Below are 14346 nucleotides of genomic sequence, written 5' to 3'. Positions count from 1 at the left end.
AAATAATGAAGACTATAGTAATATATAAGTCAAAGACAGGCTTCACAAGGAAATATGCAGAATGGATTGCGGAAGATTTGTCAGCAGATACTTTTGATATATCAAAGGTGACCATCAATATACTAACCGCATATGATACCATAATTTATGGGGGGAGTTTGTATGCGATAGGAATCATTGGAGTAAAGTTAATAACACAAAACATTGACAAACTTAAAGATAAAAAGATAGTTGTTTTTGCAACTGGAGCATCGCCATCAAGAGAGGATGGAATAAATGAAATTATAGATAAAAATTTTACTCAAGAGCAACAAAAATATATTAAGTTTTTTTATTTAAGAGGTGGCTTTAATTATAGTAAACTAAATCTTTTTGATAAATTCCTTATGACATTACTGAAATGGAAAATAAAGAATAAAAAGCAGGAGGAGTTATCATCTGATGAAATAGGTATGCTTGCTATATATGATAAGCCAGTAGATTTTACAGAGAAGAAAAATATAGATAGAATAATAACTTATGTTAATACGTAAAGTTGGTACATTATGTACAAGTAAAATAAATACCAGATTTAAATATCACATTGTTTAGTGTGATATTTTTTGTTACGCACTAGGAAAATATGAAGTAGAAGCTAAATAACAAATTATATAATGATAAATTTACAATATATAATATAATTAATACATAATGGCAATTGTAATGCGACTTAACTTTATAAAAGCACATGAGATAGTAGATCAATAAAAGGAAAAAATTGATATGATGCAAAAATAATTGAGAAAACCTGCCATTGGAATAAAATTGCGGGTTTTTGTATCCTAAAAATCAGTCTCACTGAAGCTAGTGTTTTTAGTGAAGAAGCAAAATATATCATTGACTATAATAATAGGACTGCAACAAAAATTGCTATGAAAGCAGCTGTTATCTATCAGTAAAATTAAGGTAGAAACAGATTAGAAAGTTGTAAAAATGATGGATGTGAAGCAAGCATTATGCTAGACTCATAGCTTTTGTTAATATTCCATTGAGCTATATATATATGACATTTAACCATTTACTGGAATACCATAAAAGTACATAATTAAGATAGAATTTATTTTAATACTATTTCTATTATGCGAGGAGGAATTAATATGAAATTTGATCATGGTGCTTTTCAAGTATCAAATATGGATGATTCAATTGAATTCTATACAAAAAAGCTTGGTTTTAAATTTAATTTTAGGTCAATTAATGAAGCTGAAAAAGAGGAATATGCATTTCTCGAACTAGAGAATGCTCGTATTGAATTGATACAAGACTTAAAAACTACATATCAAAAACCTGAAATAAGAAAGCCATATTGTCCTCATTTTTGTATAGAAGTTCATGATATGGGAGCAGCAGTTGAAATGTTAAAAAAATATAATATGAATATTTTAAGAGGACCATTAGAGGTAGCAGGGGAAGAAACCTGGATTTACTTCTCTGACCTAGATAATAATATTTTAGAGTATATCCAATGGTATAAGAAAAAATAAGATATTTTTAATATAGGGTAGCGTACGCAAAAATGATATTTCATACGCTAAGAAAAATATAATTCCATAAATGCAAATATTTTACTCGTTAAATTTGCAAATTAAATTGTTTTTATAAATTTTAAGTTTTGAATTCTTATGTAACTATGTAATCTTTTGGCTAAAATCGTACATTCATTTTTTTGCACCCGATTTACGGTAGTAATGGTTAATTAAATAAATGCTTGTGCCGCAACAGTAAAAAATGCGAGATAATGAATTGAAATAAATATTATAAATTATGGAGGGTATTATGACTATAAGAGAGAAAATGAAAAATGGTATGTTGTATGTAGATGTTGGGGAGGGACTTGACGAGGAACGTAGAAGGTGTAAAGAATTATTATATGATTATAACAATACACATCCAAATGAAGAAATAAAAAGGAAAGATTTGCTGAAAAAATTATTGGGCGATATGGGTGAGGATATTTGGATTGAACCACCAGTACACATGGCATATGGTACAAATGTGCACATTGGCAATCATTTTTATGCTAATTTTAATCTTGTAATTGTAGATGATATTGATGTTTATATAGGTGAGCATGTAATGATAGCACCTAATGTAACAATAACACCTACAGGCCATCCCGTTGACTCAGATCTTCGCAGACCAGGTACTCAGTTTTCAATTCCAGTAAGAATTGGTAACGATGTATGGATAGGCTCAAATGCAGTAATTTTACCAGGAATCACGATTGGAGATAATTCAGTTATTGGTGCTGGAAGTGTTGTTACTCATGATATTCCTGAAAATGTAATCGCTGTAGGAAATCCATGTCGTGTATTAAGAAAGATAAATGAACGTGATAAAGAGTATTATTATAAAAACAGAAGGGTTGATTAATTTTAATGTAATTAATAATAATTCAAGTGACAGATTTCGAGTATAACCTACATTACAGTTAGATCGCAATGTTCATACATTGTAAATCAATAAAAATAAATAACAGATTGTAAAATCGCATTATTCAAGAGTTTGAATTTGCGATTTTTTTCTTGCACAATAGGATAATATGAAGTAGAAACTAAATGACAAATTATATAATGAAAAATTTACAACATATGATATAATTGATTCATAATGGTAAATTTATGCGAAACAAATATTATTGTATATGAGAAGGTGATTATGATAAATAAAGCAGTAATAATAGCAGTATCAAGTGTTACAGCAGGTGGAAAAACAACAATAATAAACGAACTCAAGAAAAAAATGAAAAGTGCTAAATCACTTCATTTTGATGATTATGATTTTGAAGGAGAAGTTGAGGATTTTCATCAATGGGTGATGAATGGAGCAGATTATAATGAATGGAACTTAGAGCCACTAAAAAAGGATATATTGAAATTCAAAGGAGATAATGAGACTCAATATATTTTATTGGATTATCCATTTGCATATAAAAATGATTTGATTAAACAATTTATAGATTATGCGATTTTTATTGACACTCCTTTAGATATAGCAATGGCAAGACGTGTGTTACGTGATATGTATAATGCTACTGGGAATGAAATCAGGGAAGATATGAGTTTTTATTTGAAATATGCGAGAATTGCATATGAAGAAATGCTAAAGACTATTCTGCCAAATTCGGATTATGTTATAGATGGCAGTATGGAGTTAGATGAAATTGTCAAACAAATTATGAATATATTAAAAATAAATTATGTGAGCAAAACGAATGAATGTAATTCATAATGTTCTACTATCATGTAGCAGGATCAATAAGTAAAATTAAATATAAAAAATTAGAATATCGTATTATTCAATAAAATGTACCCTTTGTAAAGGACATTGTTAAAAATACTGTGTAGAATCAATGAGATGATTTCTGTATTCAACAGGAGTCATCCTTTTTAAATTCCATTGATATCTATAGTTGTTATAATAAATCATGTACTGGTCTATCTCATTTTTTAGGTCTTCTAATGTTTGGCATTGTTTTATGTTTACTTCATCTTTGAAATGCCCAAAGAATGATTCCTGCGGGGCGTTGTCCCAACAGTTTCCTCGTCTAGACATAGATTGACCAAACCCACATTCTTTTACTAACTTCTGAAATTTAGGACTTGTGTAGTGTGATCCTTGATCTGAATGAATGAAAGCTTCAGGATGAAATTTTACACTTTTTGATTTCTTAAGATTGGTGATAGTATCGATAACTATATCTAATGTGAGACTATCAGATACATTATAAGCCATTATTTCATTAGTTGATGCATCTTTAATGGTCGACAAATAAGCCTTTTTGCTTTTATTTTTATAGAACAAATAGGTAATATCCGTAAGCAATACTTTGCCAGGGGTATTCTGTTTGAAATTCCTATTAAGCACATTAGGTAAGACTTTATGTTCTTTAGTTGCTTTTACCATTCGTCTATATGGATTTGCTTTTCTATAAGGACAAACTATGTCATATTTTTTCATAAGTCTGCGAATACGTTTTAGATTATATACAACTCCATATTGAGATTTCAATACCATCTTTATTTGTCTTGCACCTTTTTTATGTTTTTTGAAGTTGAATGCCTTTAAAATTATATCTTTAACTTCCAAATCATTATCGTTGCGCTTGCTGCGCAAGCATTCGGATTTTGCTGAAAAATAATTATAATATCCAGAACGTGATACACCAGCTAATGTGCATAAATAGCTTGTCATATTCTTTAATTTATATTTTTTAATTACTGATTTAATAAGAATGAAATTTTCTTTTGTTAATGAACCTATTTTCGTTTTATCACTCTCCTTTCTATCAAATCGAGTTTTTTTAATAATTCATTCTCAGCTTTCAGTAGAGTAGTTTGTACTTTAAGACGTTCATATTTTTCGTCTATAGAAAGTTCCTTATCACGAGGTCGCCCAGCTTTGCCTTTTCTTGTATCATCTAAACCATGTATACCGTTTTCCTTATAGGCAGCACGCCATTTTTTACTTATCGATTCAATTCGTCCAATCTCTAAGATACTTATCACGAAATCAGATTCTTCAAATATCTTTCGTGGAAACTTTCCTTTTTCGTATTCTGATATAAAAATTCGTCTGAATTCATCTGTATATGTAATTGATCTTTCACTAACATTTTTTACATATTTATTTCTAGATATCAATTCTATTTCTTCTTTTGTAAATAACTTATTACTCATAAAATCTACTCCTATCTCTTTGTTTTATTATACATAAAAACCCTATAAGATAGATATTTTATTTACTGTCTATCTTATAGGGTACATTTTACAATGAATTTGCGATATTTTTGCTACGCCCTAGGATAATATGAAGTAGAAACTAAATGACAAATTATATAATGATAGATTTACAAGATATGCTATAATTAATGTATGATGGTAAAATTTTGCGAAGTGTATATAAAATGGAGGATAATTTATGAAAGATTTATTTTTAGTTGAGCCTAATAAACAATATCAAAAGAGTTTTGAAAATTATGCTCTAACATACAGAAAAATAAATGATGAACATTATTTTAATAAGTATAAAAAAGCCTTAGAAAATTTCCAAGATTATTTAAACAACTTGCAGAATTATTCAAAGGGAAACGAGTTACCTCAAGGAGAGGTTGTAACTTCTACATTCTGGTTAATTGATAAAAAAGAAGTTGTAGGAGTAGTGAGAATTAGACACCAAGAGGTAGAATGTGCTGGGCATATAGGTTATGATATATCACCTGATTACAGAAATAGAGGTTATGGTTTTCAGATTTTAAAGCTGGCATTGGGAAAGGCTATAAATATAGGAATAGAAGAAGTAATTTTAACTTGTAATATAGACAATACAGCCTCAAAGAAAATTATAGAAAAGAACAATGGTAAATTATTAGGAACTATTTTTGATGAAGAGGACAATGAATATCTGTACAAATATAGTATTACAGTAGCAACTAACTAAATTTCTTTCACTTTATTCTTATATCATGTGGCAGGATCAATAAGTAAAATTAAATATAAAAAATTAGAATATCGTATTATTCAATGAATTTGCGATATTTTTGCTACGCCCTAGGAAGATATGAAGTAGAAGCTAAATAATAAATTAAATAATGATAAATTTACAAGATATGCTATAATTAATTCATAATGGTATTTAAATGCGTACTAACTACTGAATTTTAATTTACGAACAATGTTCGTTGATAATTAAACAATACGTCATTTGTATACTTTTACAAATGACAAATTTTAGTAAAGATTTAATGAAATTATCTAAAAACTATGCTATAATTATCCCTGAATTAAGGCAGAATCAAAAAATATTACAGCACTAATTGCAAGGAGGGATGTTTGGTTGAGTACTTTATATAAAACAGTAGATTCAATCTTAAGTAAATCTATATTACGGAAATATAAATTCGGCTTTGCTGGGGAGGCATATATTGATTCAAGTGAATTTGAAATAGAGTATAACATGTATTTGCCTATATTAAAAAAATATTTCAGCGTCAAAAAACCGTTTTATTGTAACAGAAATAATGCTTATTATTCAGAGGATTTAGATGAAACAATAGATTTATTAAGAGCAATACTTATAGATGCACCTAGTATTTTAAATTCTGAAATGCTATATAATAAGAAACAATTTGTTATTTTTTCGATTACACAACATATGCTTTCATGTATAGCAAAATTAATTGGTATAGTATTTTCTTATAATACTTTGAAAAATCGTTATTATGAATTACTAAAAGGCTACCTTTCAAGACTTACTGACTATTTAGTGCAGATTATATTTGATGAGGACTTTTGTGATTTCCCTAAATTATATTTTGGCTTTATTGATAATTTATTAATAGATGTGAAGGAACTTAATATTACTAGTGTCCGGGAATATTCAGAAATGGATAATATTCTTGTTATGACTACTGCCTTTTTTGCGTTATGTGACTATATAGGAGTAAATGATATAATAATCTCTCCATTGCAAGGAGCTGCTTTGATACCACCTTTTTATATTTCTATGCTAAACTATATGAATGATACAAAAAAAGATTTTAGTAAAATATCCTATGAATATGTTAGATATTCTAGATATGATACTTCTTATTTTTGTCAAGAATCTTTATCTGAACAAGTTTATCATTTAAGTACTAAGTACCCTGTTGTTTCAAAAATTATATTGATAGATGATAATACAGGCACAGCAATTACTATTAAAACAATAAAGAATGAATTGCTAAGATACTTTACAAATATAACGACATGTGTCTTAGAATATTATTGGGAAGCAAAATTATATAAAGCTGATACCTATCCTGCATTTCAACTAGATGATATTGATTTAATAACCCCTTTATGTTATAGACATTATGAAATACTTAATGAGCAAATAGACTATATAAAAAATTCAAAAGAAATTCATACTAGATATAGTCAAGGTTCATTTAATAAATTGAGTATGATTTATAATGAGATAGATTATAGTCAATATATATCAAAAAGTAGTATAGATGAATTGTGCAAATTAAGGATTTTAAACATATATGAAAGATTTAAGTATTTAGATGATATAATGGCTTATTATCATTGTAGGAATATTTAAAATATATTTTGTAAATAGAGCTTACCATTTCTTTATTTATCGAATATACATTACAAACCGAATTATTGTCCAGAATGCTGTATTATTCAAAGTTAATTTTTCAGCATTTTTTAGTTCGGAATGTTCTATTATCATGTAGCAGGATCAATAAGTAAAATTAAATATAAAAAATTAGAATATCGTATTATTCAATGAATTTGCGATATTTTTGCTACGCCCTAGGAAACTATGAAGTAGAAGCTAAATAATAAATTAAATAACAATAAATTTACAAGATATGATATAATTGATGCATAATGGTAATTAAGTACGAAGAACATATTTTTAGGAGGTATAAAAAAATGGAACGAATGCCATATGAGCGACCAACTACACATTATGATGAAAGAATTAAGCAAATAGATGAAAAAATTTGTGAATTAATAAATCAACGCAAGGACACTTCAGACAATAATCCAGGTTATCCACCTTTTGAATACATATCTAACTGGGCAGAAAAATTTAATTTATACGAGGATTTATTAAAATCAGTATTTGGTTCACTGTGGAATGAAAAATTATACATACCATTAGTTAAACCAGAGGGATTTCGAAGGAATTTACCAGTTTTAAAGTCACTTGAGATAGATGATCATCTTTTTTCTATAATGTCTATCCGTCAGTACTCAAATTCTAGCGTTGTAAATTTCAATATAGATTGGGATAATACAAGTGATACATTCGAACATCAGTCACGACATGCTAGTTTTGATTTGTTTATAAACGAACAATATGAATGTCGAATGTTAGAGGGATGTGGAGGTGGTGGTCATTTTCATTATAATTTTATTGTATCACCACCATTGCCTGATAATCTTTCAGGAATTGAATTGATTTTTAAAGAATTTAATCCGCCATTTAGAGATAAACAAATAGGTGGTAATATTGTAATCCAGTTGTAATAAGCAATTTGAAATGGTTAGTTCGTATCTTTCTTATATCATGTAGCAGGATCAATAAGTAAAATTAAATATAAAAAATTAGAATATCGTATTATTCAATGAATTTGCGGTATTTTTGCTACGCCCTAGGAAAAAATGAAGTAGAAACTAAATGACAAATTATATAATGATAGATTTACAAGATATGCTATAATTAATGTATAATGGTAAGATGTTGTGTAATACATAAGAATTACAAAATGGAGGTATTAATGTTGGAGAAGAGAATATTAGAGTCAGAAAGGTTACTTTTAAAACCTTTATCTTTTAATGAACTATTACATATTAATAACAATGAAATTGATACTGTTGAAATTCTTATTGAATTAGAAGCAATGCTTGATTTTGTTAAATTAGCAATATCAAAGAAAATAGAGAAAATGCAAAAGGTTAGTGAAGATGTTCATGAGTGGTATACATACTGGTTGATTATTGATAAGGACAATCAAAAAGGAATAGGTTTTATTGGGTTTAAAGGATTACCAGATGAAAATGGATATTCAGAAGTTGGATACAGTATTTCATCTAATTATAGAAAGAAAAGACTTATGACGGAGGCTTTAGAAACTCTAGCGAAGTGGGCTTATGGATTTCAAGATTCTAAAGGTATAGTCGCCAAAGTTCTGAAAACAAATATTGGTTCTAGTAAAGTATTAAATAATTGCAATTTTAAATTAGTTAGTTCTATTGGACAAGATGATAACTATATTCTTAAATTTAGATAAAATAAATTATTGGAATTAAGACACAATATTCTATTATCATGTAGCAGGATCAATAAGTAAAATTAAATATAAAAAATTAGAATATCGTATTATTCAATGAATTTGCGATATTTTTGCTACGCCCTAGGAAAAAAGGGTGTAGAAACTAAATAAAATTGGGAATTAAGAAGTTTAATGAAAAATTATATGAAACAGATAAGGAATAACTGTATCAATTTATGCTACAATTAATAGTGAATGATTGTAAATTGATACTTAGGAGATAAAGAATTATGAAAGATATTGTAAACTTATATGTTGATGATTTACGTGATTGTCCAGATGGTCTATTGGGTTCTACATTATATAGGAATGTATGCAATGGAGTTAGAGATATTAATACTATTACATCTAACTTTGTTGCATGGAGTAATGGTGGTGGAAAGAGAATTGAAGGATTATACAGACGTAGAAATAAAGAAGTAGATATGTTTTTAAATGCAGATTATACAGAAAATATATAATATGATATAATATATAAGGCTAAATTGCACAAATAAGCCAGTACATAATAGGGATAGCGTAGACAGAAGAAATTTTGTTTTGCTATCCCTATTTTTTCTTTTTTGCATGATAAAATTAATTGATAATATTGAGAAAGCATGGGATATTTTGTCTGAATTACTGTTATGGAAAGTTGCTAAATTATTTACATAATATGCTATTATTAGATTATAAAATGAGAAAGAGGAGTGATTGTTATGGATTGTCCAAGTTGTAAAAATAATATAGGGAAAGATAGAACAGGCGATGTAATTTGTGTTCCATCATTAAAGGGAATATGTAATATTAAAGACAACAAAACAGAAAAACAGTGTGATAAAGAAGTAACAAAAGAGGGATATTTAAGATAAAACAAATAAAGAATTTATATAGTGATGATTATTAATTAAAAGAATTGAATGTAAAAAGAACTTGGTAAAAGTACAAGCTTTGCTAGGTTCTTTTTTATGGTATATGAAAATCACATATGTTGCTGTTCAACAAGGAATGAATAAATAATAATATCAATTGTATTATTAAGATAAAGTTACCCATCTTATAAAAAACTTCCCCAACTCCACAAAAAGTTCGGGAAAAATAGATAGGGAACTTGCCCCGCTACGTAGTTTTTATCGACTACGTGGCGGGGCTTTTTTTGGATTATATGAAACATAAAATCAACCAATAATTCCAGTATTAGAGCATGAAAAGGTGCAGGATTTATCGCCTGTATCAATTCATGGTCTTATTTTTTGTGTTCAAGTGGCAGATTTAAGGGTAGATTTAAGGCATGAAAAAAACGAAGCGAAGAATTGATATACTTAGGTTTGATGATGATTACGTAATAGACTCCGTGGCGGGGGAAGCGAGAGAAAAAGAGAGAGGGGACGAGAGGGAAAATACAAAAAAATGGGAGGTGTCTGAGGCAAGGTGCTGAGCGGTGGGAGATGGTGTGAGGGATTTGGGGAGATTTTTTATGAGGGAACACTTTCAAGTACGGTTGTAAATAATGGTGCTAATAGAGAACTCCAAGATATTCAATATATGAAATTGAAAAGTTGGAAATGTTAGGACAAGATATAAATCCACTATCACCACTAGAACGCAGGAGATTAGAAAAAAGAATTGGGATCCACATTGTACAGTAGTTATTACAGATGTTCATATTAAATTGGTTAGGGATGAAATGGGTATACCTTTAGGAACTGCTCAAGAAGTACCAGTTCAAGAGCAGTCTAATGTCTCAATTCCAAACATTACCATTAATTTTACTAACCAACAGTGCGAGGAATTAAAGAAAATCCTGTTATTTGATCCGCAAAAATTACAAAATCATTTAATGTAACAGTAGGATTTGCAAGAGCTGTTGAAAGACCATTTGTGTATATAGTGACATTTTTTAAATATAGAATAGCACCATTATCTTGAGCTTTGACATTAGGAGTCTCTTCCTTTAGTTTTTCAACAAAAGTATTTCTTAAAGCAGTAATGTAGGTTAAATCAAGTTCATATTTACCTTCAATATCAGTTTGTTTAAGTAGAATTGTAGACTGAGTATCAAAATCAATATCGCACTTAATAAAGCCATAAGAAGTTAACAAAAGAACTTGTACATCAGTTCCCTTATTTTTATTAAGGGCTTCTTTGATTGTCTCTAAGGCCCATAATGTAGCTGATTTACGTGAATATGTTCCTGGTTTATCATTAGAATTTTGACTTTCCATAAAATACACCCGCTTTCAATAATATTTTACCACATTTTAAAAGGAAATGAAAAGGAGGTAAAGCAATGCCGAAAGAAATTGGAGGAGTTTTCAAAAAAGATGGTGAGGTTTTGGAAATTATTAGATATGAAATTCTAGAAGATTCTTATGTATGTCAAAAACTAAACTCAATTGGCAATCAAACTAGAACAGTTAAAGAAGAACGTAGCCTTATGAAGCATAAAAAAGCTACCAAGGACACCGACCAAAGTAGTCCAAGGTAACTAAGCAATGAATTTAAAACCATTATAGCATAGAAAGGAGATTATGAAATATGAAAAAAGACATATCAGAAGTTATTGCAGATATAATCAAAATAGCTTGTTTAAGTAAGTTAAATAAAAAGAAAGAACAAATAGAAACTGATAAAAAGGCAGGGAAAAAAAGAATGAAATGCCAGACGGATTAAATTTATAGGAGCGTGTAAAAATGAAAGAATTACAAGTATCAAAACAATTGCCAGTAATTAATACAAATTTTGAAGATGTTAAATTTGTCCTTGATGGAAACAATCAGCAAATATAAAGGATTAGTAGATTACATTAAGAGCAATATAGATAAAATTGATACTAAGTTATTAATTCATGTATCATCACCAAGCACTGTAAAACTTTATGGTCCATTAAATGCAGATAGAGAAAGACAAGCCAAAGTAAATGGGAAAAAAGACTATCTAAATTAGTATAGATAATCTTTTATTACACCATTTGTTATAAAGTGTATAGAATATTTTTACTCTTATTAAACTTCTTTTTTAATTTTATGGACATTTTGGACATCTAAATGGACCTTGGAACCAACCTTTTCTTTGTTCAATCACTTGGTAATCAGAACACTGATCACATTTCATTTCATGACATACACTAGTGTAGCCTAATATTGTAGAGACTACTATTTGATGTTGAGTATAATGATGAGTGTGTGAAGCCGCTAGTGCATTTGTACATGGAGTAAAAGTAACTGCCATTATAGCCAATGAGAAAATACCTGCAATTCTTTTTAATTTCATATATATTACCCTCCTAATTATTTATAATTTTATTCTTGGATATCCAATAAAGTAATTATAACATAATAATTATATAAATACATCCATATATTACATAAAATAGAAATAAAAAAGAGGGGATTATTTACATAATGCTAATTACGGATGCAGCTGAAGGTCCAGTAACTGCATTCATTGTAGATTTGACGTAGTAAATGAAAAAATGTTCTTTGAAAATTGAATAGTGTGATATTTACAAAATATGCTATAATTAACTAAAAGATTAATAGGAATTTAGTGAGCAGATAGACATAATAAAAAGCACAAAAAAATGGTTTTAGGTAAATTGTGGGAGGTTTGTAAATGAACAAAATGATTAAGATTAGAAATGAAGAAGAAACAGATTATGAGAAAGTTGAAGAAATCACAAGGAAAGCTTTTTGGAATTTATATATCCCGGGGTGCGGTGAACATTATTTAGTTCATGTTATGCGGTCCCACAAAGATTTTCTGCCAGAATTGGATTTTGTGATTGAAGTTGATAATCAAATCATCGGGAATATCATGTATACGAAAACAAAACTAATTGATAAGTCCGGAGAAGAAAAAGACATCCTTACTTTCGGTCCGGTTTGCATTTTGCCGGAATATCAGAGAAAGGGGTATGGAAAAAAGCTAATGGAGTATTCCTTTGAACAGGCGGTCGCACTTGGTTATGATGTGATCGTAATATTTGGAAACCCAGGTAATTATGTAAGCCGTGGTTTTAAGAGCTGTAAAAAGTACAATGTCTGTCTTGAGAATTGGACATATCCGGCGGCAATGATGGTAAAAGAACTCAAACCGGATGTCTTGGACGGAAGGAAATGGGTTTACTATCAAAGTCCTGTATTTGAGATAGACGAACAAGAAGTCGGGCGCTTTGACGAGGGTTTGGAAAGCTGGGAGAAAAAATACCAGCCAAGTCAGGAAGAATTTTATATTCACAGCCATTCTATTATACAGTAGGCTTCCTTTACTGGGATAAGGATAAATTCCAATTTGTAGAGTTACCTATAGATGTTATTATATCTAAAAATTTAATAGTAAATTAGAATATCGCACTATTCATAACTAAGAATAGATTTGCGATATTTTTTTATTTAAAATACTACGCAATTCTAATTATTATATGTAGGTAAAGAAATCGTGAAATATGCAGAAATAAGTTAATTACACTTCACAATAGAACAAACGTTCGATATAATATAAATATATCAAACGAAGGGAGTTAATAATGAGCTGTATTATAACTTATAAAGATAAAGACAATGAATGTTCTTGTAATAAATTAAAAGAATGTAGTAAATGTAATAATAAAGATAATAGGAAAACAGAAAAAGAGTGTAAAGTATCACCAAATGAATATTGTACTTGCAGAACTTGTGATAAGGCTTCAAGAGGTTAATAGTAATTTAGGTGGAATAAAAAAGGAATAAAAGAGGAATAATTATCTGAATCAGATGAGATATAATAGTATTGTGAAGAATTTAATTAAACTCCTTTCAAAGGCATCCAAGCTAACGAATGCCTTTTGTAATTTGATTTTTAGACCAGTAGAAAACAAAATATATTATGAAAGGAAGTGGAATCCATCCATGGCCTTAGAGTGTATATTACTATCTGCTGGTTTATTATTTATACTAGTGAGAGAGATTTAAGTTGTTGCACTCTATCAGGTCATAAAGTAATAACTTACGATTAATTTGTAGTATTTAGAAGGAATAAGCTGACTTTTGTGTAATTAGTTATTATGAAGGGATGGTGATAACTATGCAATCAGAATTAAAAGATGAAGAATCATTTGAAAAGGCAAGGAAAAGTGTATTAGATGAATTGGAAAATGTAAAAAGTGGAAAAATCATGGAAATAAATTCACTTAAACTTGAAGTAGCAGAACTCTATATAAAAACATCAATAAATCTTGATAGAGAAACAAATTTTGAAGAAGAAAATAATAAGATAAACATGTGCATAGAAAAAATAAGAAATGAAATAACCACAATGGATCAATACACTAGATTCGCAAAAGAGATAAAACAATACATTAATTAATAGGAATCCTAGAAATAGGGTTCTTTTTTATGCAATAAAATAGAAAGGAGATTTAGACCATGGCCAAAGAAAAAAATTAAAATTAAATGTAAGATTTAAAAAAGAAAGTGTAACAGTTTTGCTTAATTATAATATACTAGATAACTGGG

At 28.7% G+C, this 14346-nt stretch carries 19 protein-coding genes and 1 pseudogene; 17 read left to right on the top strand and 3 right to left on the bottom strand.

Annotated elements, in window-relative coordinates:
- Window positions 1–5: 5 nt before the first annotated feature.
- The 4 genes from psyc5s11_RS16500 (at window position 6) to psyc5s11_RS16485 (ending at window position 3270) form a co-directional block, all read left to right on the top strand.
- A complete protein-coding gene (locus tag psyc5s11_RS16500) occupies window positions 6–533 on the top strand; it encodes a flavodoxin domain-containing protein (protein ID WP_224033590.1) in 528 nt (175 codons plus the stop codon).
- 603 nt (window positions 534–1136) lie between these two features.
- On the top strand, window positions 1137–1523 hold the full coding sequence (locus psyc5s11_RS16495; RefSeq protein WP_224033589.1) for a VOC family protein: 387 nt from the start codon (window positions 1137–1139) through the stop codon (window positions 1521–1523).
- Window positions 1524–1815: 292 nt separating this feature from the next.
- Window positions 1816–2412, top strand: a complete 597-nt coding sequence (locus tag psyc5s11_RS16490; RefSeq protein ID WP_224033588.1) for a maltose acetyltransferase domain-containing protein — start codon at window positions 1816–1818, stop codon at window positions 2410–2412.
- 285 nt (window positions 2413–2697) lie between these two features.
- A complete protein-coding gene (locus psyc5s11_RS16485; protein ID WP_224033587.1) occupies window positions 2698–3270 on the top strand; it encodes a nucleoside/nucleotide kinase family protein in 573 nt (190 codons plus the stop codon).
- Between the two features lie 99 nt (window positions 3271–3369).
- On the opposite strand, the gene psyc5s11_RS16480 is transcribed toward psyc5s11_RS16485, so the two are convergent.
- A protein-coding gene (locus tag psyc5s11_RS16480) for an IS3 family transposase (RefSeq protein WP_375541960.1) occupies window positions 3370–4718 on the bottom strand; the annotation gives its coding sequence in 2 pieces (ribosomal slippage) (window positions 3370–4331 and window positions 4331–4718; 1350 coding nt in all).
- Window positions 4719–4959: 241 nt separating this feature from the next.
- Between psyc5s11_RS16480 and psyc5s11_RS16475 the strand changes: the two genes are divergently transcribed.
- From psyc5s11_RS16475 to psyc5s11_RS16445, 7 genes and pseudogenes are all read left to right on the top strand, one after another.
- Window positions 4960–5478, top strand: coding sequence for a GNAT family N-acetyltransferase (locus psyc5s11_RS16475; RefSeq protein WP_224033585.1), 519 nt, complete (start codon window positions 4960–4962; stop codon window positions 5476–5478).
- 396 nt (window positions 5479–5874) lie between these two features.
- On the top strand, window positions 5875–7125 hold the full coding sequence (locus psyc5s11_RS16470) for a hypothetical protein (protein ID WP_224033584.1): 1251 nt from the start codon (window positions 5875–5877) through the stop codon (window positions 7123–7125).
- A 341-nt stretch (window positions 7126–7466) separates the two neighbouring features.
- The gene (locus psyc5s11_RS16465; protein ID WP_224033583.1) at window positions 7467–8066 is read left to right on the top strand and encodes a hypothetical protein; all 600 of its coding nucleotides are present in this window, start codon (window positions 7467–7469) and stop codon (window positions 8064–8066) included.
- A gap of 251 nt (window positions 8067–8317) precedes the next feature.
- Window positions 8318–8830, top strand: coding sequence for a GNAT family N-acetyltransferase (locus tag psyc5s11_RS16460; protein ID WP_224033582.1), 513 nt, complete (start codon window positions 8318–8320; stop codon window positions 8828–8830).
- A gap of 323 nt (window positions 8831–9153) precedes the next feature.
- Window positions 9154–9333, top strand: a pseudogene (locus psyc5s11_RS16455) (glycoside hydrolase family protein); the annotation flags it as partial.
- A 237-nt stretch (window positions 9334–9570) separates the two neighbouring features.
- Window positions 9571–9723 (top strand): hypothetical protein, encoded by a 153-nt coding sequence (locus tag psyc5s11_RS16450; RefSeq protein WP_224033581.1) that lies wholly within the window; start codon window positions 9571–9573, stop codon window positions 9721–9723.
- A 419-nt stretch (window positions 9724–10142) separates the two neighbouring features.
- Window positions 10143–10289, top strand: a complete 147-nt coding sequence (locus psyc5s11_RS16445) for a hypothetical protein (protein ID WP_224033580.1) — start codon at window positions 10143–10145, stop codon at window positions 10287–10289.
- A gap of 334 nt (window positions 10290–10623) precedes the next feature.
- Here the strand turns inward: psyc5s11_RS16445 and psyc5s11_RS16440 are convergent, their stop codons facing one another.
- Window positions 10624–11076, bottom strand: coding sequence for a hypothetical protein (locus psyc5s11_RS16440; protein ID WP_224033579.1), 453 nt, complete (start codon window positions 11074–11076; stop codon window positions 10624–10626).
- A 65-nt stretch (window positions 11077–11141) separates the two neighbouring features.
- Here psyc5s11_RS16440 and psyc5s11_RS16435 point away from each other — a divergent pair, with 65 nt between their 5' ends.
- From psyc5s11_RS16435 to psyc5s11_RS16430, 3 genes are all read left to right on the top strand, one after another.
- The gene (locus psyc5s11_RS16435) at window positions 11142–11339 is read left to right on the top strand and encodes a hypothetical protein (protein ID WP_224033578.1); all 198 of its coding nucleotides are present in this window, start codon (window positions 11142–11144) and stop codon (window positions 11337–11339) included.
- Window positions 11340–11389: 50 nt separating this feature from the next.
- On the top strand, window positions 11390–11524 hold the full coding sequence (locus psyc5s11_RS27905) for a hypothetical protein (RefSeq protein WP_258712340.1): 135 nt from the start codon (window positions 11390–11392) through the stop codon (window positions 11522–11524).
- Between the two features lie 93 nt (window positions 11525–11617).
- Complete coding sequence (locus tag psyc5s11_RS16430) at window positions 11618–11797, top strand: hypothetical protein (RefSeq protein WP_224033577.1); 180 nt, start codon at window positions 11618–11620, stop codon at window positions 11795–11797.
- 78 nt (window positions 11798–11875) lie between these two features.
- Here the strand turns inward: psyc5s11_RS16430 and psyc5s11_RS16425 are convergent, their stop codons facing one another.
- A complete protein-coding gene (locus psyc5s11_RS16425) occupies window positions 11876–12124 on the bottom strand; it encodes a hypothetical protein (RefSeq protein WP_224033576.1) in 249 nt (82 codons plus the stop codon).
- A gap of 342 nt (window positions 12125–12466) precedes the next feature.
- Between psyc5s11_RS16425 and psyc5s11_RS16420 the strand changes: the two genes are divergently transcribed.
- From psyc5s11_RS16420 to psyc5s11_RS16410, 3 genes are all read left to right on the top strand, one after another.
- Complete coding sequence (locus tag psyc5s11_RS16420; RefSeq protein WP_375541959.1) at window positions 12467–13111, top strand: GNAT family N-acetyltransferase; 645 nt, start codon at window positions 12467–12469, stop codon at window positions 13109–13111.
- A gap of 268 nt (window positions 13112–13379) precedes the next feature.
- The gene (locus tag psyc5s11_RS16415; protein ID WP_224033575.1) at window positions 13380–13550 is read left to right on the top strand and encodes a hypothetical protein; all 171 of its coding nucleotides are present in this window, start codon (window positions 13380–13382) and stop codon (window positions 13548–13550) included.
- Window positions 13551–13915: 365 nt separating this feature from the next.
- A complete protein-coding gene (locus psyc5s11_RS16410; RefSeq protein WP_224033574.1) occupies window positions 13916–14197 on the top strand; it encodes a hypothetical protein in 282 nt (93 codons plus the stop codon).
- The last annotated feature ends 149 nt before the right edge of the window (window positions 14198–14346 follow it).

The sequence above is a fragment of the Clostridium gelidum genome, assembly GCF_019977655.1.
GTDB classification, from domain to species: domain Bacteria; phylum Bacillota; class Clostridia; order Clostridiales; family Clostridiaceae; genus Clostridium; species Clostridium gelidum.
The sequence above is the reverse complement of the archived record's forward strand: the minus strand, read 5'-3'. Positions and strand labels throughout refer to the sequence as shown.

Coding starts and splice junctions, on each gene's coding strand:
- psyc5s11_RS16450 (WP_224033581.1), top strand. CDS start 9,571: ATGGATTGTCCAAGTTGTAAAAATAATATAGGGAAAGATAGAACAGGC.
- psyc5s11_RS16425 (WP_224033576.1), bottom strand. CDS start 12,124: ATGAAATTAAAAAGAATTGCAGGTATTTTCTCATTGGCTATAATGGCA.
- psyc5s11_RS16475 (WP_224033585.1), top strand. CDS start 4,960: ATGAAAGATTTATTTTTAGTTGAGCCTAATAAACAATATCAAAAGAGT.
- psyc5s11_RS16410 (WP_224033574.1), top strand. CDS start 13,916: ATGCAATCAGAATTAAAAGATGAAGAATCATTTGAAAAGGCAAGGAAA.
- psyc5s11_RS16440 (WP_224033579.1), bottom strand. CDS start 11,076: ATGGAAAGTCAAAATTCTAATGATAAACCAGGAACATATTCACGTAAA.
- psyc5s11_RS27905 (WP_258712340.1), top strand. CDS start 11,390: ATGAAAAAAGACATATCAGAAGTTATTGCAGATATAATCAAAATAGCT.
- psyc5s11_RS16460 (WP_224033582.1), top strand. CDS start 8,318: ATGTTGGAGAAGAGAATATTAGAGTCAGAAAGGTTACTTTTAAAACCT.
- psyc5s11_RS16465 (WP_224033583.1), top strand. CDS start 7,467: ATGGAACGAATGCCATATGAGCGACCAACTACACATTATGATGAAAGA.
- psyc5s11_RS16415 (WP_224033575.1), top strand. CDS start 13,380: ATGAGCTGTATTATAACTTATAAAGATAAAGACAATGAATGTTCTTGT.
- psyc5s11_RS16430 (WP_224033577.1), top strand. CDS start 11,618: ATGGAAACAATCAGCAAATATAAAGGATTAGTAGATTACATTAAGAGC.
- psyc5s11_RS16495 (WP_224033589.1), top strand. CDS start 1,137: ATGAAATTTGATCATGGTGCTTTTCAAGTATCAAATATGGATGATTCA.
- psyc5s11_RS16435 (WP_224033578.1), top strand. CDS start 11,142: ATGCCGAAAGAAATTGGAGGAGTTTTCAAAAAAGATGGTGAGGTTTTG.
- psyc5s11_RS16490 (WP_224033588.1), top strand. CDS start 1,816: ATGACTATAAGAGAGAAAATGAAAAATGGTATGTTGTATGTAGATGTT.
- psyc5s11_RS16500 (WP_224033590.1), top strand. CDS start 6: ATGAAGACTATAGTAATATATAAGTCAAAGACAGGCTTCACAAGGAAA.
- psyc5s11_RS16420 (WP_375541959.1), top strand. CDS start 12,467: ATGAACAAAATGATTAAGATTAGAAATGAAGAAGAAACAGATTATGAG.
- psyc5s11_RS16485 (WP_224033587.1), top strand. CDS start 2,698: ATGATAAATAAAGCAGTAATAATAGCAGTATCAAGTGTTACAGCAGGT.
- psyc5s11_RS16445 (WP_224033580.1), top strand. CDS start 10,143: ATGAAAAAAACGAAGCGAAGAATTGATATACTTAGGTTTGATGATGAT.